The organism is Citrobacter sp. ABFQG, from assembly GCF_004322975.1.
Taxonomy (GTDB): domain Bacteria; phylum Pseudomonadota; class Gammaproteobacteria; order Enterobacterales; family Enterobacteriaceae; genus Citrobacter; species Citrobacter freundii.
This window is the reverse complement of the sequence record NZ_CP036435.1, coordinates 972,870-992,257: the sequence shown is the minus strand read 5'-3', so window position 1 is coordinate 992,257 and position 19,388 is coordinate 972,870. Positions and strand designations below refer to the sequence as shown.

22 protein-coding genes and 1 riboswitch are annotated in these 19,388 nt (G+C 54.8%); of the genes, 13 read left to right on the top strand and 9 right to left on the bottom strand.

The features are described 5' to 3' along the window. The first annotated feature begins 266 nt into the window (after positions 1-266). A complete protein-coding gene (gene purH / locus WN16_RS04895; RefSeq protein WP_044702690.1) occupies positions 267-1,856 on the top strand; it encodes a bifunctional phosphoribosylaminoimidazolecarboxamide formyltransferase/IMP cyclohydrolase in 1,590 nt (529 codons plus the stop codon). Between the two features lie 15 nt (positions 1,857-1,871). Then, positions 1,872-3,161, top strand: a complete 1,290-nt coding sequence (gene purD / locus WN16_RS04890; RefSeq protein ID WP_044702691.1) for a phosphoribosylamine--glycine ligase — start codon at positions 1,872-1,874, stop codon at positions 3,159-3,161. On the opposite strand, the gene zraR is transcribed toward purD, so the two are convergent. Both zraR and zraS read right to left on the bottom strand, forming a co-directional pair. Next, on the bottom strand, positions 3,158-4,483 hold the full coding sequence (zraR, locus tag WN16_RS04885) for a sigma-54-dependent response regulator transcription factor ZraR (RefSeq protein ID WP_032937287.1): 1,326 nt from the start codon (positions 4,481-4,483) through the stop codon (positions 3,158-3,160). The genes purD and zraR overlap by 4 nt on opposite strands. A gap of 5 nt (positions 4,484-4,488) precedes the next feature. Further along, complete coding sequence (gene zraS / locus WN16_RS04880; RefSeq protein ID WP_044702693.1) at positions 4,489-5,874, bottom strand: two-component system sensor histidine kinase ZraS; 1,386 nt, start codon at positions 5,872-5,874, stop codon at positions 4,489-4,491. A 57-nt stretch (positions 5,875-5,931) separates the two neighbouring features. On the opposite strand from zraS, the gene WN16_RS04875 reads away from it, so the two are divergent. Together WN16_RS04875 and zraP are read left to right on the top strand one after the other, a co-directional pair. After that, positions 5,932-6,120, top strand: coding sequence for a hypothetical protein (locus WN16_RS04875; RefSeq protein WP_044702695.1), 189 nt, complete (start codon positions 5,932-5,934; stop codon positions 6,118-6,120). An 18-nt stretch (positions 6,121-6,138) separates the two neighbouring features. Next, positions 6,139-6,582, top strand: a complete 444-nt coding sequence (gene zraP / locus WN16_RS04870; RefSeq protein WP_032945657.1) for a zinc resistance sensor/chaperone ZraP — start codon at positions 6,139-6,141, stop codon at positions 6,580-6,582. A gap of 61 nt (positions 6,583-6,643) precedes the next feature. Here the strand turns inward: zraP and WN16_RS04865 are convergent, their stop codons facing one another. The 6 genes from WN16_RS04865 to nudC form a co-directional block, all read right to left on the bottom strand. Then, positions 6,644-7,336 carry a DUF1481 domain-containing protein gene (locus WN16_RS04865; RefSeq protein WP_003842011.1) on the bottom strand — a complete coding sequence of 231 codons (693 nt, stop codon included), beginning with the start codon at positions 7,334-7,336 and terminating at the stop codon, positions 6,644-6,646. 11 nt (positions 7,337-7,347) lie between these two features. Beyond that, on the bottom strand, positions 7,348-7,620 hold the full coding sequence (hupA, locus tag WN16_RS04860) for a nucleoid-associated protein HU-alpha (RefSeq protein WP_001044509.1): 273 nt from the start codon (positions 7,618-7,620) through the stop codon (positions 7,348-7,350). Between the two features lie 186 nt (positions 7,621-7,806). Next, positions 7,807-8,397, bottom strand: a complete 591-nt coding sequence (locus WN16_RS04855; RefSeq protein WP_003842015.1) for a YjaG family protein — start codon at positions 8,395-8,397, stop codon at positions 7,807-7,809. A gap of 33 nt (positions 8,398-8,430) precedes the next feature. Beyond that, positions 8,431-9,111, bottom strand: a complete 681-nt coding sequence (gene nfi, locus WN16_RS04850; protein ID WP_003033072.1) for a deoxyribonuclease V — start codon at positions 9,109-9,111, stop codon at positions 8,431-8,433. A gap of 9 nt (positions 9,112-9,120) precedes the next feature. Then, on the bottom strand, positions 9,121-10,185 hold the full coding sequence (gene hemE / locus WN16_RS04845) for a uroporphyrinogen decarboxylase (protein ID WP_003826889.1): 1,065 nt from the start codon (positions 10,183-10,185) through the stop codon (positions 9,121-9,123). Between the two features lie 50 nt (positions 10,186-10,235). Beyond that, on the bottom strand, positions 10,236-11,009 hold the full coding sequence (gene nudC, locus WN16_RS04840) for an NAD(+) diphosphatase (RefSeq protein WP_003033074.1): 774 nt from the start codon (positions 11,007-11,009) through the stop codon (positions 10,236-10,238). 96 nt (positions 11,010-11,105) lie between these two features. Between nudC and WN16_RS04835 the strand changes: the two genes are divergently transcribed. The 7 genes from WN16_RS04835 to thiH all read left to right on the top strand — a co-directional run bounded on the left by WN16_RS04835 (position 11,106) and on the right by thiH (position 17,308). Further along, a complete protein-coding gene (locus WN16_RS04835) occupies positions 11,106-11,594 on the top strand; it encodes an Rsd/AlgQ family anti-sigma factor (RefSeq protein ID WP_003033077.1) in 489 nt (162 codons plus the stop codon). Between the two features lie 51 nt (positions 11,595-11,645). Then, positions 11,646-11,871, top strand: a riboswitch (TPP riboswitch). 81 nt (positions 11,872-11,952) lie between these two features. Next, a complete protein-coding gene (gene thiC / locus WN16_RS04830) occupies positions 11,953-13,851 on the top strand; it encodes a phosphomethylpyrimidine synthase ThiC (protein ID WP_044702698.1) in 1,899 nt (632 codons plus the stop codon). Then, positions 13,851-14,486 carry a thiamine phosphate synthase gene (gene thiE / locus WN16_RS04825; protein ID WP_044702699.1) on the top strand — a complete coding sequence of 212 codons (636 nt, stop codon included), beginning with the start codon at positions 13,851-13,853 and terminating at the stop codon, positions 14,484-14,486. The genes thiC and thiE overlap by 1 nt, the downstream gene beginning before the upstream one ends. Then, the gene (locus WN16_RS04820) at positions 14,479-15,237 is read left to right on the top strand and encodes a HesA/MoeB/ThiF family protein (protein WP_003033085.1); all 759 of its coding nucleotides are present in this window, start codon (positions 14,479-14,481) and stop codon (positions 15,235-15,237) included. Before thiE ends, WN16_RS04820 begins: the two co-directional genes overlap by 8 nt. Next, positions 15,218-15,418, top strand: a complete 201-nt coding sequence (thiS, locus tag WN16_RS04815) for a sulfur carrier protein ThiS (protein ID WP_003033088.1) — start codon at positions 15,218-15,220, stop codon at positions 15,416-15,418. Before WN16_RS04820 ends, thiS begins: the two co-directional genes overlap by 20 nt. Position 15,419: 1 nt before the next feature. Next, positions 15,420-16,190 carry a thiazole synthase gene (gene thiG, locus WN16_RS04810; protein ID WP_003842025.1) on the top strand — a complete coding sequence of 257 codons (771 nt, stop codon included), beginning with the start codon at positions 15,420-15,422 and terminating at the stop codon, positions 16,188-16,190. Further along, positions 16,187-17,308 (top strand): 2-iminoacetate synthase ThiH, encoded by a 1,122-nt coding sequence (gene thiH, locus WN16_RS04805; RefSeq protein WP_003845330.1) that lies wholly within the window; start codon positions 16,187-16,189, stop codon positions 17,306-17,308. Before thiG ends, thiH begins: the two co-directional genes overlap by 4 nt. Before the next feature lie 131 nt (positions 17,309-17,439). On the opposite strand, the gene cspG is transcribed toward thiH, so the two are convergent. Continuing rightward, positions 17,440-17,652 carry a cold shock protein CspG gene (gene cspG, locus WN16_RS04800; protein WP_003033098.1) on the bottom strand — a complete coding sequence of 71 codons (213 nt, stop codon included), beginning with the start codon at positions 17,650-17,652 and terminating at the stop codon, positions 17,440-17,442. 1,092 nt (positions 17,653-18,744) lie between these two features. Here cspG and WN16_RS04795 point away from each other — a divergent pair. Then, positions 18,745-19,050, top strand: a complete 306-nt coding sequence (locus WN16_RS04795) for a PTS sugar transporter subunit IIB (RefSeq protein WP_003033102.1) — start codon at positions 18,745-18,747, stop codon at positions 19,048-19,050. 4 nt (positions 19,051-19,054) lie between these two features. Further along, a complete protein-coding gene (locus tag WN16_RS04790) occupies positions 19,055-19,372 on the top strand; it encodes a PTS lactose/cellobiose transporter subunit IIA (RefSeq protein ID WP_003033104.1) in 318 nt (105 codons plus the stop codon). Positions 19,373-19,388 lie beyond the last annotated feature (16 nt).

Below are 19,388 nucleotides of genomic sequence, written 5' to 3'. Positions count from 1 at the left end.
ACAGCAAAACCCCGCCTTATACCCATTTACGCACAGAGTTATCCACAAACCACACGATCGTTTCTACGATCCTCTCGTTATATCAGCCTCTTTCAACTGAAAAAGAAGAGGTCAAAATCGAAAATTAAAAATTCGCGAGCGTTGCGCAAACGTTTTCGTTACAATGCCCCCGCACAACAAGGATGCCCCGTAAGGGGCGTTAGCTGAGTTTTTAGCCAAGAATTCACCTAACGCTCTCTGTAATAGTCAAATCCAGGGGATTTACCATGCAACAACGTCGTCCAGTCCGCCGCGCTCTGCTCAGTGTTTCTGACAAGGCCGGTATCATCGAATTCGCTCAGGCACTTTCCGCACGTGGTGTGGAGCTGCTATCTACAGGTGGCACTGCGCGCCTGTTAGCGGAGAAAGGTCTGCCAGTGACCGAAGTTTCCGATTACACCGGCTTCCCGGAAATGATGGATGGACGCGTGAAGACCCTGCATCCGAAGGTCCACGGTGGCATTCTTGGTCGTCGCGGTCAGGATGACGGAATAATGGAACAACATGGTATCGCGCCTATCGATATGGTGGTTGTTAACCTGTATCCATTCGCCCAGACCGTCGCCCGCGAAGGCTGTTCTCTGGAAGATGCGGTAGAGAACATTGATATTGGCGGCCCGACCATGGTGCGCTCCGCAGCCAAGAACCATAAAGATGTAGCTATCGTTGTGAAGAGCAGCGACTACGACGCCATTATTAAAGAGATGGATGCCAACGACGGTTCTCTGACCCTCGACACCCGTTTCGATCTCGCGATTAAAGCCTTCGAACACACCGCCGCTTACGACAGCATGATCGCCAACTACTTCGGCAGCATGGTTCCGGCTTACCACGGTGAAAGCAAAGAAGCCGCCGGTCGCTTCCCACGTACGCTGAACCTGAACTTCATTAAGAAGCAGGATATGCGCTACGGCGAGAACAGCCACCAGCAGGCAGCCTTCTATATAGAAGAGAATGTTAAAGAAGCTTCCGTTGCCACCGCGCAGCAGGTACAGGGCAAAGCACTTTCCTACAACAACATCGCCGATACCGATGCGGCGCTGGAGTGCGTGAAAGAGTTCAGCGAACCGGCATGCGTTATCGTTAAGCACGCAAACCCATGCGGCGTGGCGGTAAGCACTTCTATTCTCGACGCTTACGACCGTGCGTATAAAACCGACCCGACCTCCGCGTTCGGCGGCATCATCGCCTTTAACCGCGAGCTGGATGCCGAAACCGCGCAGGCGATTATCTCCCGCCAGTTCGTGGAAGTGATCATCGCGCCATCCGCCACCGAAGAAGCACTGAACATTACCGCAGCCAAGCAGAACGTTCGCGTGCTGGTCTGCGGCCAATGGGCGCAGCGCGTTCCGGGCCTGGACTTCAAGCGCGTGAACGGCGGCCTGCTGGTTCAGGACCGTGACCTGGGTATGGTGAGCGAAGCTGAACTGCGCGTAGTGACCCAACGCCAGCCGACCGAGCAGGAACTGCGCGATGCGCTGTTCTGCTGGAAAGTGGCGAAGTTCGTGAAATCCAACGCCATCGTTTATGCCAAAGGCAATATGACCATCGGTATTGGCGCAGGCCAGATGAGCCGCGTTTACTCCGCGAAAATCGCCGGGATCAAAGCGGCCGACGAAGGTCTGGAAGTGAAAGGTTCTTCTATGGCTTCTGACGCTTTCTTCCCGTTCCGCGACGGGATTGATGCCGCTGCTGCCGCCGGTGTGACCTGCGTGATCCAGCCGGGTGGTTCTATTCGCGATGACGAAGTGATTGCCGCCGCCAACGAACACGGCATTGCGATGGTATTTACCGACATGCGCCACTTCCGCCATTAATCCACGGAGCAGACGATGAAAGTATTAGTGATTGGCAACGGCGGGCGCGAGCACGCCCTGGCGTGGAAAGCGGCACAGTCGCCTAAAGTCGAAACGGTATTTGTCGCCCCGGGCAACGCGGGCACCGCGCTGGAACCCACGCTGCAAAACGTGGCCATCGGCGTAACGGATATTCCGGCGCTGCTGAGCTTTGCCCAGAACGAGAAGATTGATCTGACCATCGTTGGTCCGGAAGCGCCGCTGGTGATTGGTGTGGTTGACGCTTTCCGCGCCGCCGGTCTGAAAATCTTCGGCCCAACCGAAGGCGCCGCGCAGCTGGAAGGCTCTAAAGCCTTCACCAAAGATTTTCTTGCGCGCCATCAGATCCCGACGGCGGAGTACCAGAACTTCACCGAAGTCGAACCTGCGCTGGCTTACCTGCGCGAGAAAGGCGCGCCGATCGTTATCAAAGCCGACGGCCTGGCCGCCGGGAAAGGCGTTATCGTGGCGATGACGCTGGAGGAAGCCGAAGCCGCGGTGCATGACATGCTGGCCGGTAACGCGTTTGGCGACGCGGGCCACCGCATCGTTATCGAAGAGTTCCTCGACGGTGAAGAAGCGAGCTTTATTGTCATGGTCGACGGTGAGCACGTGCTGCCGATGGCCACCAGCCAGGACCACAAGCGCGTGGGCAATGGCGACACCGGCCCGAACACCGGCGGGATGGGTGCTTACTCACCAGCGCCGGTGGTAACTGATGAAGTGCATCAGCGCACCATGGAACGTATCATATGGCCAACCGTAAAAGGCATGGCGGCGGAAGGTAACACCTACACCGGCTTCCTGTACGCGGGCCTGATGATCGACAAGCAGGGCAACCCGAAGGTTATCGAGTTCAACTGCCGCTTCGGCGATCCGGAAACCCAGCCGATCATGCTGCGCATGAAGTCCGATCTGGTGGAGCTGTGCCTCGCCGCCTGTGACGGCAAGCTGGATGAGAAAACCTCCGAGTGGGACGAACGCGCCTCGCTGGGCGTGGTCATTGCCGCAGGCGGTTATCCGGGTAATTACAATACCGGCGATGAGATCCACGGTCTGCCGCTGGAAGACGTCGCTGACGGTAAAGTGTTCCACGCGGGTACCAAACTGTCTGCTGACGATCGCGTGCTGACCAACGGCGGTCGCGTGCTGTGCGCCACCGCGCTGGGCAACACCGTGGCGGAAGCGCAGAAACGCGCCTACGCCCTGATGACCGACATCCGCTGGGACGGCAGCTTCAGCCGTAACGACATCGGCTGGCGCGCCATCGAACGTGAGCAACGCTAACGCGAAATTTTCGCCAGCAGCGTTTTACGCGTAATGCCTAACTGACGGGCGGCTTCCGTTTTATTGCCGCCCGTTTTTTCAAGCGCCGCCAGAATCACCTCCTTTTCGACATCCACCAGCGGTTGGATCTCGCCACTGAATTCCGTTTTTATCGGCGTCGCGGCAATCGCCATCGGCAGTTCACGTTCGGAAATATATTCCCCTGTCAGCAGCACCACCGAGCGCTCAATCGCATTTTCCAGCTCACGAATATTGCCCGGCCAGTCGTAGTGGATCAGCAGATCCATCGCCTGCGGAGTAAAGCCTTTCACCGCTTTACGGTTACGCGCGGCAAAACGCTGGAGAAAATGTTCGGCTAACAGCGGAATATCTTCCCGGCGCTGGCACAGCGCTGGCATTTCAATGGTGACGACGTTCAGACGATAGTAGAGATCCTGACGAAAGCGCCCGGCGCTGACTTCCTCTGCTAGATCGCGATGCGTAGCGGCTATCAGCCGGACATCAACCGCAATGGTCTGATTGCTACCAACTCGCTGCACTTCTCGCTCCTGGATAGCCCGCAGCAAACGCACCTGCATCAGCGGTGAGATATCGCCAATTTCATCAAGAAATAACGTGCCACCATCGGCTTCCACAAAGCGCCCTTCCCGGCGTTTATCCGCCCCGGTAAACGCCCCTTTCTCGTGACCAAACAGCTCGGACTCCAGCAGCGATTCATTAAGCGCCGCGCAGTTGAGCGTCACCAGCGGCTTATCGCGACGGGCGCTGCTGGCATGCAGCGCCCGGGCCACCAACTCTTTCCCCGTGCCGGAGTCTCCGTGAATGAGCACTGTCGCATCTGAGGGCGCAACCATCGCGATTTCATTGAGCAACTTCTGCATCGCCGGACTGCTGCCAATCATGCCAAACTGCGCAGCCGACGCCGATGGCAGTTCAGCGCCCATTTCCCGCGTATGCGCCAGCGCCTTTTCCAGCGTCTCCTGCAGACGGTCAAAATCCAGCGGCTTGATTAAGTAGTCCAGCGCCCCGGTTTTAAGCGCCTCAACGGCGGTCTCTACGCTGGAGAACGCCGTCATGATCAAGACCGGAATCGCCGGATTCAGCGCTTTAATCTCTTTCAGCGTTGCGATGCCGTCCATCTCCGCCATGCGTACATCACACAGCACTAAATCAAATACGCGTTCGCGCACCTGTTCCAACGCCGCTCGCCCGCTATAGGCCAGCGCGACCTCATAACCCCAGCCGCGCAGCAGCGCCTGTAAAATGGTGCAGTGGCTGATATCGTCATCTACTACCAGAATATTGATTTTTCCGCGCGTCATCCTTGTTAATCCTGTTGTTTCGCTTTGGTCGGCAGCCAAAGAGTAAAGGTCGCACCTTTGCCCTCAACGCTTGCCACCTGAATGGTGCCACCATGCTGTTCGATAATGTTCTGCACTACCGCCAGTCCGAGGCCGGTTCCGTCAGCTTTGGTTGTAAAGTAAGGCGTAAAAATGGCCTCCAGCTGTTCCGCTGCAATTCCCTTCCCGCTATCGGTAACCACAATTTTAACGCGATCGCCGCTGCTTTCATTCGCTTCAACCGTGATCGTGCCCTGACGACCAATCGCATGAATGGCGTTCAGATACAGATTCAACAAAACCTGAGTCAGTCGGTCAGGATCGGCCTGGATAGCGGGCAGCGTAGAATTGGCCGAAAAGCGGAGCTGGATTTCCCTGCTTACCGCATCCTGACTCACCAGGTGTAATGAGTGGGTGATAACCTCATTGAGATCCACCTGTTGCAGCGTCAGATGTGCAGGCTTCACCAGCTCCAGCAGCTCGCTCACCACCCGATTTAAACGATCCGCCTCTTTCGCCATCACCTGTGCCAGCTCATGCGACTCGCCTCCTGCCGGGGTTCGCTCGGCAAAATACTTCGCTAACCCTTTGATCGATGAAAGCGGATTACGAATTTCATGCGCCACTCCAGCCGCAAGATGCCCGAGCGCTAACAGTTTTTCTTTACGCTTCATCGCATCCTGAAGTTCTTTGTACGAGCGCTGATAGCGCTGATACCAGAAGAACGTCAGTACGGTGGCCAGCAACACAGCCGCCAGCGCACAGAGGACTATCAGTGTGTTACGCCACTCTCTTGCCTGAGTCGCTGTCAGATCGCTGGCATCAAAGGCGATAAATATGGTTTGCGCTGGGGTGATAAGCTGCCCGTCATTGCTGGCACAGCGCGCCATGCCGTGGCGTCCTGGACCATACATCGGCTGAAACTGGCGATAAATTTCCAGGGCCGGCGTTTTTTCACCATCCCTCGCTGGAATTTCAATATTCCGCCAGCTTTCTTGCTCCCCAGGACTAAGCTGTCGCAGGACATCCGGTGAATAGAGCGTTTTTCCGACCATCGCGGCATTGCTGTGAGTAATAATGACACCATGCTCATCGACGACGGCAAACCATAGCACGCCTGGTTGTACGGCCATTTCCTCCAGTAGCGTCTGCTGCTGGGCATGATGCATGCGCATCCCCATGCCTACACGCGTACCAGACTCCAGAGCGCGAATGAGCACGCTGCCTTTTTCCAGTAGCGTTTGCCGCGCGGCACCACTTTCCCGCCCATAGTCCCGAATAGTCATAATCGAAAACCAGCCGACCAAAATCAGGATTGCCGCCAGCAAGAGTCGGCTCAACCACTTTGCCACCGTATCCTTATAAAGATGCATACGCTCTCCCTTTACCCCACTTGTTCCTTTCATCGTTGCAGGTATACAGCAGAAATCATGCCATTTTTTCCCCCTGATAACCCTGCCCTCAGACACAAACAGCTGAAAGTACCGAGTAAAAATGACTCGCTGGCGCGTTCTGGCGAGTCATTTTTACTCGTTTCCCTGCAAAGACGGCGGGTACAACGCCCGCAGGACTGGGATTGCCGCTTTGGCACGGAAGATGCAAAAGGGAATGTAAGCTAACCAACAGGAGAACGAACGATGAAACGGAACAACAAACTGGCACTGATTGCACTTTCTCTGATCGCACTGGGCTCCACCCCGGTACTGGCGCAGAATCACTGGGGATATGGTGATGGAATGCAGCAACGGGGCGGTACCCCAATGACCGCTGAGCAGCAGGCTGCCGCACAGAAAATCTATGATGATTACTACTCCCAGACCAGCGCGTTGCGCCAACAGCTGACATCCAAACGTTATGAGTACAATGCACTATTAACGGCCAGCTCGCCGGACACGGCAAAAATTAATGCCGTTGCAAAAGAGATGGAAGCGTTGAACCAGTCTCTGGACGAGCAGCGTGTTAAACGCGATGTCGCAATGGCGCAGGCTGGCGTGCCACGTGGCGCGGGAATGGGCTACGGCGGATGCGGCGGTGGCGGTAACCATCGCGGCGGCGGCCATATGGGAATGGGTCACTGGTAAAAGACTTAATGCCTGATGACGCCATACGGATCAGGCCTGCTGACTACCTGTCTTCAGGTTTTCAGAAAGTTTTGGCTGTAGGCTGCCAGTGACAAAAATCTTCATTGGCGACTAGCAGTAGCTGCGACCCTTCGGGCGCTTCCAGCCATGCCACACTCACCTCTACGGATGAATGTTTCTGGCGGCGCTCGATATGGTTTATCGCCCACGACTCCAGGTCTGGCTTCAGCGTTTCACCTTCACAGGTTGTGACCGTGTTATCCGCATGCCAACGTCCCTGACGCAATATCACCCGTCCCTGACGCAGCGCATCGCTGGTCTGGCGAATTTGATCGGCGCGATAGCGGTAAAGCGCGATTTGATCGCTGGAAAGCTGCTGCTTTTGCCCGTCGACTTCACGCTGCATGAAGCTCAGTTCGCCCCGGTCATCGAAGCGTATACGGACATGTTCAGCCGGTTTACTGTAAACGTTGAGTTCTATGAGAGAGAGCGAATCACCCTGCCAGCGGTATTCACTGGTAGTGGTTTCGCCTTTTCGCCACGGACTAAATACCGAGAGCAAGTGAACATCGTCACCGGAGTCTTTACGCCAAATGCGTACCGCCCCCTGATCGCCAACATAGCCGCTGGCCGTGAACGGAGGAAGCTCAGAATGGCTACCGCAGGCAGACAGTAACAGAACACCTGAAAGCCAAAGCGTATGACGCCAGATGGACAAAAGGGGCGAAACCGCCCCTTCGTTAAAACTGTTCACTGCCACGCGAATTACTTAACCGCGTCTTTCAGTGCTTTACCAGAAACAAATGCCGGTACGTTAGCTGCGGCAATTTTGATTTCTTTACCGGTCTGCGGGTTGCGGCCAGTGCGCTCAGCACGGTGGTTCACTTTGAAGGTACCGAAACCAACCAGTTGTACAGCATCGCCTTCTTTCAGAGACTCAGTAATAGCAGCCAGAGTGGATTCCAGAGCAGCTTTAGCCTGTGTTTTAGACAGTTCTGCTTTGTCTGCAATTACATCAATCAGTTGAGTCTTGTTCATAAGTTATCCTTACAATGTGTTTATCGCTTGCTAAGCATCGAGTGCGACGGAAATGCCAGAAAAGCACTCTCCTGCATACACGCACCGATAGCCACTTTTTTTCGCCCCCCAAATGTAGACCAGACCGGGGGCGGATGGGAAGCCTTCAGGCACGACAAATCAGGCGTTAAATCACGTTTTGTGGTGTCATTGCTGAAAATTTATACCAATATTGCTCTCGCCAGCCTCGCGCAGGTCTGCACGCAGCCCTTTTATCAGCTCAATATCGCGTTCTTCACAGTCGGCTAAAAGTCGGAAAATTTCCCACTGAATATCCCATTCTTGCTCAACGGCAGGGTTCTCTTTGAGCTCCTCATCGGTCATTTCGCGACCAGCCTGGGTCATTTCCAGCATCGCTACCGTCGTAATCGAAGCTTTACTAACTTCAATTGCATGCTCCAGCGTTTCACCGCTAAGACGTGAATGCATCAGTTCGCTTAATGCCACACAGGCATCAATCGCCGGATAAACGCCGTACAGATCGTAATCGTCTGCAGAAGGAATGGCCTCTTCAAACTTTTCCAGCTGGCTGTCGAAATTGATTTTCGCGTCTTTAACCGTCAGCGCTTCCCAAATCAGATCCAGAATTCGGCGGTAAATCTGTCCATCGCCAAATTCAGTTTGCTTGCAGAACATGGCGTAATTCGGGTACATGCGTTCGCACAGACAGGCCATAAATGTGACGTGCTGCCAGCTTTCCAGCTTCTCCAGACGCAGGTGAATCGGATTTTGTAACATGATGAGTTCTCAAATACGGAAATTAGCCGCAGTTTACCCGATATGGGGCGCTTTTGCTGCAAGCCGCGTAAAAGCCGGGCGTTCGGATGCCACCGCATCTGCCCAGCGCGTTGGTTCCGGCAGACGATAGCCGTTCATACAGCGTTGTACCCACGCCAGTGCGCTGTCCATACTCACGCGGTGGCCCGTAGAGATAAACAACGGGTTACAGCGCGCTTTGCTGCGCCAGACCCATGCCAGCTGTTCGCCTTTATCCAGCAATGGCACTAGCGCACCGGGTTCAGCAGCGAGCGGTTCAAACTTGCCACACAGCCGTTTTTTCGCCACACCAATCGTTGGGACGTCCACCAGCAGGCCAAAATGGCTGGCCACGCCCAGACGGCGCGGGTGCGAAATGCCGTGCCCGTCAACGAACAGCAGATCTGGCTTGTGCGAGAGCAGTTGCCAGGCGGCCATCAGCGCGGGGGTTTCACGAAAGGAGAGAAAACCGGGAATGTAGGGCATGGTAGTGGCGATGCGCGCCACCTTGTATTCAACCAGTTCAAGCGTGGGATACTTCAGTAAGACCATCGCGGCTCGCGTCACTTCGCCACCCTGCTCAAACCCAACGTCCGCCCCGCCGATCAGATCCGGCGGATCGTTCTTCAGACGATCCTCGCGGATCAATGAAGAGGCCAGTTCAAGCTGCTGCGCGCGTAATGACGCGAGATCCATAATGACTCCTTAGCGGTGGTACTGTTCGGACAACCGATGTACCGCCTCCACAAAGACACCCGCATGTTCTGGCGGGACGTCCTGATGAATGCCGTGGCCCAGGTTAAAGACATGCCCTTCGCCCTGACCGAATCCGGCCAGAATTGTCGCCACCTCTTCTTCGATGCGGGCTGGCGGTGCATACAGCATGGACGGATCCATATTGCCCTGTAGCGCCACTTTATGACCTACACGACGACGCGCATCGGCAATGTCAGTGGTCCAGTCGAGACCTAACGCATCACAGCCGGTTTCCGCCATCGCTTCCAGCCACTGACCACCGCCTTTGGTAAACAGGGTCACAGGTACGCGACGACCTTCGTTCTCGCGTAGCAGGCCATCGACGATTTTGTGCATGTAGTACAGGGAGAACTGCTGATAATCGCGACCGGTCAGCACACCGCCCCAGGTATCGAAAATCATCACCGACTGCGCGCCCGCTTTGATCTGCGCGTTCAGGTACAGCGTGACGCTCTTCGCCAGCTTATCAAGCAGCAGATGCAGCGCTTTAGGGTCGGCATACATCATCTTTTTAATCACGGTGAAGGCTTTGCTGCTACCGCCTTCAACCATGTAGGTCGCCAGCGTCCACGGGCTACCGGAGAAGCCGATCAGCGGCACTTCGCCTTTCAGTTCACGGCGGATAGTGCGCACCGCGTTCATCACGTATCCCAGCCCATCTTCCGGGTCCGGGATCGGCAGTTTGTCGACGTCAGCCTTGCTGGTAATCGGAGAGGTGAAGCGTGGACCTTCTCCTGCTTCAAAATACAGCCCGAGTCCCATCGCATCCGGGATCGTCAGGATATCGGAGAAGAGGATCGCGGCATCAAGTTTATAGCGACGCAGCGGCTGCAGCGTAACTTCGCAGGCCAGCTCGGCATTTTTGCACAGCGCCATAAAATCGCCCGCTTCGGCACGGGTAGCTTTGTATTCCGGTAGATAACGGCCTGCCTGGCGCATCATCCATACCGGAGTGACATCAACGGGCTGGCGCAGCAGCGCACGCAGATAACGATCGTTCTTCAGTTCGGTCATTTTTGCAGTTCCTTATTGCGTCAGTCCATCAGTGTATCACCACTCGCTCTTTACTCGTACTCAGCCCGACACATTGCCACAGTATCTTCAATCAATCGACGCGCGACAGTACCCGGCGGGGGCAAGAGCGGTAAATCGTCATAGCGATACCAGTTCGCTTCCAGCAGCTCTTTCGGGTCGATGACGATTTCGCCGCTATCATACTCCGCCATAAATGCGGTCATCAAAGACTGTGGGAACGGCCACGGCTGAGAAGTGACATAGCGCAGGTTTTTCACCTTAATGCCGCTCTCTTCCATGACTTCACGCGCCACCGCCTGCTCGAGGGTTTCGCCCACTTCGACAAAACCTGCCAGCACGGTATGCACGCCGTTGCGATGGCGAACATGTTGGGCGAGCAGGATGGAATCATCTCGGCGAATAGCGACGATTATGCAGGGAGCAATTTGCGGGTAATAACGTTCGCGGCAGTGACTACAGAGCATCGCCCACTCCGTTTTACTCGGGTGCATGGGATGGCCGCAGTAACCGCAGAATTTATGCGAGCGGTAAAACTCCGCCAGCTGTACGCCTCGTCCGGCCAGTTGAAACAGGCCAACGTCCTGGTCAATGACCTGGCGCACCGACCCCATATCGTGTCGACGCTGCTGCTGAACCAGCCAGACAGTTTCCCCTTCCCACTCGCCTATTGGCAGCGCGCGCTGACCAATCAGATCAAAACGGGCTGCGTCGCCATAAGGTAGCTCGCCATGAGGTAACCATAACTTTTGCTCATGACTGACAATCCACCAGCCGCTATCTAATTTTTCAATTATACGATCCATATCTCTTGCGCAACCTTTGCTTCACAGGCATGTTGTTTACATTATTTTTACATTTACGGGTGAGCAGTTCCTAAACACCATCTTGCGGAGTCAATCATGCTAAACCAGCTGGAAAGCCTGACGGAGCACGTCGGAGGAAGTAATAAACTGGTTGATCGCTGGCTACATGTACGTAAGCACCTGCTCGTGGCTTACTACAATCTGGTTGGCATTAAGCCTGGCAAAGAATCGTACATGCGACTCAATGAAAAGGCGCTGGATGATTTTTGTCAGAGCCTGGTCGATTACCTCTCCACCGGACACTTCAGTATTTATGAACGTATTCTCCATAAATTGGAAGGGAACGGGCAGCTTTTAAAAGCCACAAAAATTTGGCCGCTGCTGGAAGCCAATACGCAGTTGATCATGGACTACTATGACTCCAGCCTGGAAACTGCGATTGATCATGATAACTTCCTTGAGTTTCAAAAGGTTTTATCGGATCTCGGCGAGGCGCTGGAAGCCCGGTTCGTGCTCGAAGATAAGCTGATCATGCTGGTATTTGATGCGATGCACGAGAGTGGCACTCTCAAACGTCCTGCTTGAGATTTGTCGCATTAACGCGTAGTTTACATTCATTACCTCTAAGATAGAGGTTACTTCTTGTCGGAGTGCTTATTTTCCACAACAGCATTCGTGATGCGTCAAGGCGGCAAGTCAGTGAATCTCCAGGAGATTACCTAAGTAAGTGACTGGAGTGAGCGGACGAAGCCAACAAAGAGGCAGCGCGAAGGATGACGTGGAAAAGGCTGAGACCGTTAATTCGGGATCCGCGGAACCTGATCAGGTTAAGACCTGCGAAGGGAACAAGAGTCAATCTACAACCGTATCGCCCCTGGGCGATCGCCTCTCTTGCTTCATCCGTCGTCTGACAAGCCACGTCCTTACTTTTTTGGAATGAGCTATGTCTGCCACTACTAAACCATCACGCCGCGAACAGCGCGCGCAAGCCCAACACTTTATCGATACCCTGGAAGGGACCGCCTTCCCTAACTCAAAACGCATTTATATTACCGGTTCGCAGCCGGATATCCGCATTCCGATGCGCGAAATCCAGCTTAGCCCGACGCTGATTGGCGGCAGCAAAGACAACCCGCAATTTGAAGACAACGAAGCCGTGCCGGTGTACGACACATCCGGGCCGTATGGCGATCCTGACGTGGAGATTAACGTCCAGCAGGGCCTGGCAAAACTGCGCCAGCCGTGGATTGCGGCGCGTAACGACAGCGAAGAATTAGACGACCGCAGCTCCGCTTACACCAAAGAGCGCCTGGCCGACGATGGCCTGGACGAGCTGCGTTTCAGCGGCCTGCTGACCCCAAAGCGCGCCAAAGCCGGTAAGCGCGTGACCCAGTTGCACTACGCCCGTCAGGGGATCGTCACGCCAGAGATGGAGTTTATCGCCATCCGTGAAAATATGGGCCGCGAGCGTATTCGTAGTGAAGTGCTGCGCCACCAGCATCCGGGGATGAACTTTGGCGCTCGTCTGCCGGAAAATATCACCCCGGAATTCGTGCGTGATGAAGTCGCTGCGGGCCGGGCGATTATTCCTGCCAACATCAACCACCCGGAATCCGAGCCGATGATCATCGGCCGCAACTTCCTGGTGAAGGTGAATGCCAACATCGGTAACTCGGCGGTCACTTCCTCTATCGAAGAAGAGGTAGAAAAACTGGTGTGGTCGACCCGCTGGGGCGCAGATACGGTGATGGACCTCTCCACCGGTCGCTATATTCACGAAACCCGCGAGTGGATCCTGCGTAACAGCCCGGTGCCGATCGGCACCGTACCGATCTACCAGGCGCTGGAGAAGGTCAATGGGATCGCCGAAGATCTCACCTGGGAAGCGTTCCGCGATACGTTGCTGGAACAGGCCGAACAGGGCGTGGACTACTTCACCATCCATGCCGGCGTACTGCTGCGCTACGTGCCGATGACCGCTAAACGCCTGACCGGAATTGTCTCGCGCGGCGGTTCAATTATGGCGAAATGGTGCCTTTCTCATCACAAAGAGAACTTCCTGTTCGAACATTTCCGCGAGATTTGCGAAATCTGCGCCGCCTACGACGTCTCGCTCTCTCTCGGTGACGGCCTGCGCCCGGGTTCGATTCAGGATGCCAACGACGAAGCGCAGTTCTCCGAACTGCATACGCTGGGCGAGCTAACCAAAATCGCCTGGGAATACGACGTGCAGGTGATGATTGAAGGCCCAGGGCATGTGCCGATGCATATGATCCAAAGCAACATGACCGAAGAGCTGGAGAGCTGCCACGAAGCGCCGTTCTACACCTTAGGGCCATTAACGACAGATATCGCGCCGGGCTATGACCACTTCACCTCAGGCATTGGCGCGGCGATGATCGGCTGGTTTGGCTGCGCGATGCTGTGCTACGTCACGCCGAAAGAGCACCTCGGCCTGCCGAACAAAGAAGACGTGAAGCAAGGGCTGATTACCTACAAGATTGCCGCTCACGCCGCCGACCTGGCGAAGGGGCACCCGGGTGCGCAGATCCGCGACAACGCGATGTCGAAAGCGCGCTTCGAATTCCGCTGGGAAGACCAGTTTAACCTCGCACTCGACCCGTTCACCGCCCGCGCCTACCACGATGAAACCCTGCCACAGGAGTCCGGCAAGGTCGCCCACTTCTGCTCGATGTGCGGGCCGAAGTTCTGCTCGATGAAAATCAGCCAGGAAGTACGCGACTACGCCGCCGCGCAAACTATTGAAGTGGGAATGGCAGATATGTCGGAGAACTTCCGCGCCAAAGGCGGTGAAATCTACCTCAAAAAAGAGGAGGCATAATGTACCAGCCTGATTTCCCGACCGTGCCGTTCCGCCTCGGGCTTTACCCGGTGGTGGACAGCGTGGCGTGGATTGAACGCCTGCTGCAGGCGGGCGTACGCACGATCCAACTGCGCATTAAAGATAAGCGTGATGAAGAGGTCGAAGCCGACGTCATGGCCGCCATTGAATTGGGGCGTCGCTATGACGCCCGCCTGTTTATCAACGACTACTGGCGGCTGGCGATTAAGCACAACGCTTACGGCGTGCATCTGGGCCAGGAAGACCTTGAAACCACCGATCTGAAGGCGATTCAGGCGGCGGGGCTGCGCCTGGGTGTCTCCACTCACGATGATATGGAGATCGACATCGCGCTGGCGGCTAAGCCTTCTTATATCGCACTCGGCCATGTTTTCCCCACGCAAACCAAGCAGATGCCTTCCGCTCCGCAGGGGCTGACACAGCTGGCAAGCCATATTAACCGACTGGCCGATTACCCGACCGTCGCCATCGGCGGCATCAGCCTGGAACGTGCACCATCGGTGCTGGCGACCGGTGTTGGCAGCATTGCCGTGGTCAGCGCCATTACCCAGGCGGCTGACTGGCAGGCAGCCACGGCGCAGCTGCTCGACATAGCGGGAGTCGGCGATGAATGACCGCGACTTTATGCGCTACAGCCGGCAGATCCTGCTCGGCGATATCGCGATTGAGGGCCAACAAAAGCTGCTCGACAGCCATGTGCTGATTATCGGTTTAGGCGGGTTAGGTTCGCCTGCCGCGCTGTATCTGGCGGGAGCAGGTATCGGCAAACTGACGCTGGTAGACGATGACGACATTCATTTGAGCAATCTGCAGCGCCAGATCCTGTTTACCACTGATGATATCGCGCGTTCAAAATCGCAGATTGCCCAGCAGCGCCTGACGCGGCTCAACCCGGATATCGAACTGGTATCGCTCCAGCAGCGACTGAAAGGCGATGCGCTCCGGCATGCGGTAGCGCGTGCCGACGTGGTGCTCGACTGTACCGACAACATGGCCACGCGTCAGGAAATTAACGCCGCCTGCGTGTCGCTGAATACACCTTTGGTTACCGCCAGCGCCGTCGGTTTCGGCGGCCAGTTGATGGTGCTCACGCCACCGTGGGAGCAAGGTTGTTACCGCTGCCTGTGGCCGGATGATGTAGAGCCTGAACGCAACTGCCGTACCGCCGGTATCGTCGGCCCGGTTGTCGGCGTGATGGGCACCTTGCAGGCGCTGGAAGCCATCAAACTGCTTAGCGGCATTGCGACGCCCAGCGGCGAGTTACGCCTGTTTGACGGTAAAACCAGCCAGTGGCGCAGCTTCGCACTACGACGTGCCAGCGGCTGCCCGGTATGTGGAGGGCAACATGCAGATTCAGTTCAATGATGAGCCGATGCAGTGCGCCGAGGGACAAACCGTCAGCGGGCTGCTCACCGAGCTTAATCAGCTTAAACCGGGCGCGGCGCTGGCGCTCAATCAGCAGATCCTGCCGCGCGAGCAGTGGCAGCAGCAAATCGTGCAGGAAGGCGACCAGATCCTGCTTTTTCAGGTTATTGCAGGGGGTTGATATGTTACGTATTGCCGACAAAACGTTTGATTCACATCTGTTCACCGGTACCGGAAAATTTGCCTCATCGCAGCTGATGGTCGAGGCGATTCGCGCCTCCGGCAGCCAGTTGGTCACGCTGGCCATGAAGCGCGTGGATTTGCGCCAGCATAACGATGCCATTCTGGCCCCGCTTATCGACGCGGGCGTGACGCTGCTGCCTAACACCTCCGGAGCGAAAACCGCTGAAGAGGCGATTTTCGCCGCCCAACTGGCGCGTGAAGCTCTGGGCACAAACTGGCTGAAATTAGAAATCCACCCGGATGCCCGCTGGCTATTGCCGGATCCGATTGAAACACTAAAAGCTGCCGAAGCGCTGGTGAAACAGGGCTTTGTGGTGCTGCCCTACTGCGGTGCGGACCCGGTACTGTGCAAGCGGCTGGAAGACGTGGGCTGCGCGGCGGTGATGCCGCTCGGCGCACCTATCGGCTCTAACCAGGGGCTGGAAACCAAAGCGATGCTGGAGATTATTATCCAGCAGGCGACCGTGCCGGTGGTGGTTGATGCAGGCATCGGTGTACCCAGCCACGCCACGCAGGCGCTGGAAATGGGCGCCGACGCGGTGCTGGTCAACACGGCAATCGCGGTAGCCGACAGCCCGGTGATGATGGCCACCGCTTTCCGTCTGGCAGTTGAAGCAGGCCTTTTGGCGCGCCAGGCGGTACCTGGAAGCAAAAGCTCGCAGGCAAATCCCACCAGCCCGTTAACCGGATTCCTGGAGGCCTTCGCATGAAAACGTTCAGCGACCGCTGGCGACAACTGGACTGGGACGACATCCGCCTGCGCATCAACGGTAAAACCGCCGCTGACGTGGAGCGCGCTCTCAAGACTTCGCATCTTAGTCGCGACGATCTGATGGCATTGCTCTCTCCTGCCGCCGCCGATTATCTGGAGCCGCTTGCGCAACGGGCGCAAAAGCTCACCCGCCAGCGTTTTGGCAACACGGTGAGCTTTTACGTGCCGTTGTATCTCTCCAACCTTTGTGCCAACGACTGCACCTACTGCGGTTTTTCGATGAGCAACCGTATCAAACGCAAAACGCTGGACGAAGATGAGATACAACGTGAGTGTGCGGCTATCCGTGAGCTGGGCTTTGAGCATCTGCTACTGGTCACCGGTGAACATCAGGCCAAAGTGGGGATGGATTACTTTCGTCGCCATTTGCCTGCCATTCGCCGCCAGTTTGCTTCTTTACAGATGGAAGTACAGCCGCTGTCAGAGGCTGAATATGCGGAGCTGAAGACGCTGGGGCTGGATGGCGTGATGGTGTATCAGGAGAGCTATCATGAGGCGATTTACGCCCGCCACCATCTGAAGGGGAAAAAGCAGGATTTCTTCTGGCGACTGGAAACGCCGGACCGGCTGGGCCGCGCAGGGATCGACAAAATCGGTCTTGGCGCGTTGATTGGTTTGTCCGACAGCTGGCGGGTTGACTGCTATATGGTAGCTGAACATCTGCTGTGGATGCAGCAGCATTACTGGCAGAGCCGCTACTCTATCTCCTTCCCTCGCCTGCGCCCATGCACCGGAGGCGTTGAGCCTGCATCGATCATGGATGAGCGACAGCTGGTCCAGACCATTTGCGCGTTTCGTTTACTCGCACCAGAAATTGAGCTGTCGCTCTCCACCCGCGAATCGCCATGGTTTCGTGACCATGTGATCCCGTTGGCAATCAACAACGTCAGCGCCTTCTCAAAAACCCAGCCCGGTGGTTATGCCGATAACCACCCCGAACTGGAACAGTTCTCCCCGCACGACGATCGTCGCCCGGAAGCCGTTGCTGAAGCACTGATGGCGCAGGGATTACAGCCCGTGTGGAAAGACTGGGACAGCTATCTGGGACGCGCTTAACAGGTACCGTAAGTCAGGAGCGATCGCATAAACAAAAAAACCCGCTTTCGCGGGTTTTTTCTTCACTGGTGCTTAACTGCTCGGGCTCTGGCCTTCATCGCTATCGTAAGCCTTCGTGAAATTATCGGCGTTTACAGCGCGACAACGTTAACAGCAGACGGGCCTTTAGCGCCATTCTCCACGGAGAACTCCACCTTTTGACCTTCGTCTAACGTTTTAAAATCGTTACTCTGGATAGCGGAAAAATGCACAAACACATCCTTGCTACCGTCCTGAGGAGTGATAAAGCCGAAGCCTTTATCAGAGTTAAACCATTTTACTAAACCAGTCATTTTGTTAGACATAGATACTTCCTTTCATGTTTTTGAGCCGCTTATGCAGCGAAGATGGCCTGTTTTGCAGAAATTAACTTATGGGGCACTTAGGGAGGAGGCTCATGAAGAAGAGTATCTGAGGATAACGCTTGAACTGAGAACTGCTTTACTAAAACTGCTTGCATAAGGTCTGTGTTCCAAACCGATGCCGCTATAGTAGACCTACTTCTAATCATTAAGCAAGCATTAATTTTTTTAATACCCACTGAGTGATGCAATGTTGAACCAACGCGGCTAAGCATCATGGATAACAGCTTGATCTACAATGAACAAAAGCCCCGACTATTGCAGTCAGGGCTTTACGTTACTACACACTTCAAATTTAACATTAATAAACTTAACGATTTAATACTGCTGATGGTACTACTTTAAAATGTACACGTTTACTACAGATAATATTGGATATTGATACTAACTAAAGCTTTCCTCTATTTACCGTTAAACACATTCCACCCGCTTGATAATAGAACTCAAGGCTGGTGACCTAAACAAGTACACTTCCCCTCGCGACATATACTCTTTGATGCGTTGCCTTATTTCCCTCGTGATAACCAAAAAGCAGAAATCACGAACAATTACTATTAAATCATGGCGTTACATCGTCGCGTTTTACTGATTTTTTGCGATTAGATATATCAACTACGTGGCCTGAAAGCATTGTCGAGGTGAAAAAATAGCGTTTTCAGCATCGACTATCCCATACAAAAAATACTTCGTGGCCTTTATCGCAAACCCCAATCAAGCTCTACTAACACTTACTACGTTAACAGCAAACTACAATTTCTCCGCTGTTAAGTATTAACATACGGGTTTAAAAAGCGCTGTCAATACTGTTTTTTATAACATGTCTTTATTGACAGTAATTATATATTCCAGCATGTGATAAGCGAGTCAAAAAGCCGCTGGTCCCGGTCCAGATCGCAGGGTTTGGCCTCTTTTTGTAACCGGTTTCAGAAAAAGCGGCTTTCTTTGTGATGCCTTGCACACAATCGTTGCAAAGCAGTTGTTGCTATAGCTGGCTCGCGATAATTATCAACTCACACATGTTGATCGAGACTGCTTATGAAAAACATCGTTTTATGCTGTGCCGCTGGAATGTCCACCAGCATGCTGGTGCAAAGGATGAAAGATGCCGCCCAGAAAAAAGGCGTCGACGTCACTATCAAAGCCGTCCCGGTGGCCGAGTTTGAAGAGAATATCGCTACAGCGGATATCGTTTTGCTCGGTCCACAGGTTAAGTATGAACAGGCCAAGCTACAGGCGATCGCCGACCCACTAGGCAAAAAGGTCGCCGTTATCGACATGATGGATTACGGCATGATGAAAGGCGATGCGGTACTGGACAAGGCGCTGAAACTACTGGAGTGATGGTATGGAAGAGTTAGAAACGATCATCATGGAGTTATTGGTAAACGCTGGTGCTGCACGCAGCCAGGCCCTGACGGCATTGCAACTGGCGCGTAAAGGTGATTTCTCCGGTGCAGAACAAGCGATGACGGAATCACGCGAGTACGTTAAACAAGCGCATAAAATCCAGACCCAGCTGATCGGAATTGACGAAGGAACCGGCAAGCTACCGGTTAATCTCATCACCGTCCATTCGCAGGATCACCTGATGAACGCGATGGTGATTCAGGATTTGGCGGGAGATATGATTGAGCTTTATCGGCGGTTACCGCCGGTAAATTAATGACACTGCCGGATGG

What these genes read in the sequence shown, in the direction of transcription:
- thiG (WP_003842025.1), top strand. Translation starts at nt 15,420, where the DNA reads ATGTTACGTATTGCCGACAAAACGTTTGATTCACATCTGTTCACCGGT.
- cspG (WP_003033098.1), bottom strand. Translation starts at nt 17,652, where the DNA reads ATGTCTAACAAAATGACTGGTTTAGTAAAATGGTTTAACTCTGATAAA.
- hemE (WP_003826889.1), bottom strand. Translation starts at nt 10,185, where the DNA reads ATGACCGAACTGAAGAACGATCGTTATCTGCGTGCGCTGCTGCGCCAG.
- thiH (WP_003845330.1), top strand. Translation starts at nt 16,187, where the DNA reads ATGAAAACGTTCAGCGACCGCTGGCGACAACTGGACTGGGACGACATC.
- WN16_RS04835 (WP_003033077.1), top strand. Translation starts at nt 11,106, where the DNA reads ATGCTAAACCAGCTGGAAAGCCTGACGGAGCACGTCGGAGGAAGTAAT.
- purH (WP_044702690.1), top strand. Translation starts at nt 267, where the DNA reads ATGCAACAACGTCGTCCAGTCCGCCGCGCTCTGCTCAGTGTTTCTGAC.
- hupA (WP_001044509.1), bottom strand. Translation starts at nt 7,620, where the DNA reads ATGAACAAGACTCAACTGATTGATGTAATTGCAGACAAAGCAGAACTG.
- purD (WP_044702691.1), top strand. Translation starts at nt 1,872, where the DNA reads ATGAAAGTATTAGTGATTGGCAACGGCGGGCGCGAGCACGCCCTGGCG.
- thiS (WP_003033088.1), top strand. Translation starts at nt 15,218, where the DNA reads ATGCAGATTCAGTTCAATGATGAGCCGATGCAGTGCGCCGAGGGACAA.
- WN16_RS04795 (WP_003033102.1), top strand. Translation starts at nt 18,745, where the DNA reads ATGAAAAACATCGTTTTATGCTGTGCCGCTGGAATGTCCACCAGCATG.
- WN16_RS04855 (WP_003842015.1), bottom strand. Translation starts at nt 8,397, where the DNA reads ATGTTACAAAATCCGATTCACCTGCGTCTGGAGAAGCTGGAAAGCTGG.
- WN16_RS04790 (WP_003033104.1), top strand. Translation starts at nt 19,055, where the DNA reads ATGGAAGAGTTAGAAACGATCATCATGGAGTTATTGGTAAACGCTGGT.
- WN16_RS04875 (WP_044702695.1), top strand. Translation starts at nt 5,932, where the DNA reads ATGCCATTTTTTCCCCCTGATAACCCTGCCCTCAGACACAAACAGCTG.
- thiE (WP_044702699.1), top strand. Translation starts at nt 13,851, where the DNA reads ATGTACCAGCCTGATTTCCCGACCGTGCCGTTCCGCCTCGGGCTTTAC.
- WN16_RS04820 (WP_003033085.1), top strand. Translation starts at nt 14,479, where the DNA reads ATGAATGACCGCGACTTTATGCGCTACAGCCGGCAGATCCTGCTCGGC.
- zraP (WP_032945657.1), top strand. Translation starts at nt 6,139, where the DNA reads ATGAAACGGAACAACAAACTGGCACTGATTGCACTTTCTCTGATCGCA.
- zraS (WP_044702693.1), bottom strand. Translation starts at nt 5,874, where the DNA reads ATGCATCTTTATAAGGATACGGTGGCAAAGTGGTTGAGCCGACTCTTG.
- nfi (WP_003033072.1), bottom strand. Translation starts at nt 9,111, where the DNA reads ATGGATCTCGCGTCATTACGCGCGCAGCAGCTTGAACTGGCCTCTTCA.
- thiC (WP_044702698.1), top strand. Translation starts at nt 11,953, where the DNA reads ATGTCTGCCACTACTAAACCATCACGCCGCGAACAGCGCGCGCAAGCC.
- nudC (WP_003033074.1), bottom strand. Translation starts at nt 11,009, where the DNA reads ATGGATCGTATAATTGAAAAATTAGATAGCGGCTGGTGGATTGTCAGT.
- zraR (WP_032937287.1), bottom strand. Translation starts at nt 4,483, where the DNA reads ATGACGCGCGGAAAAATCAATATTCTGGTAGTAGATGACGATATCAGC.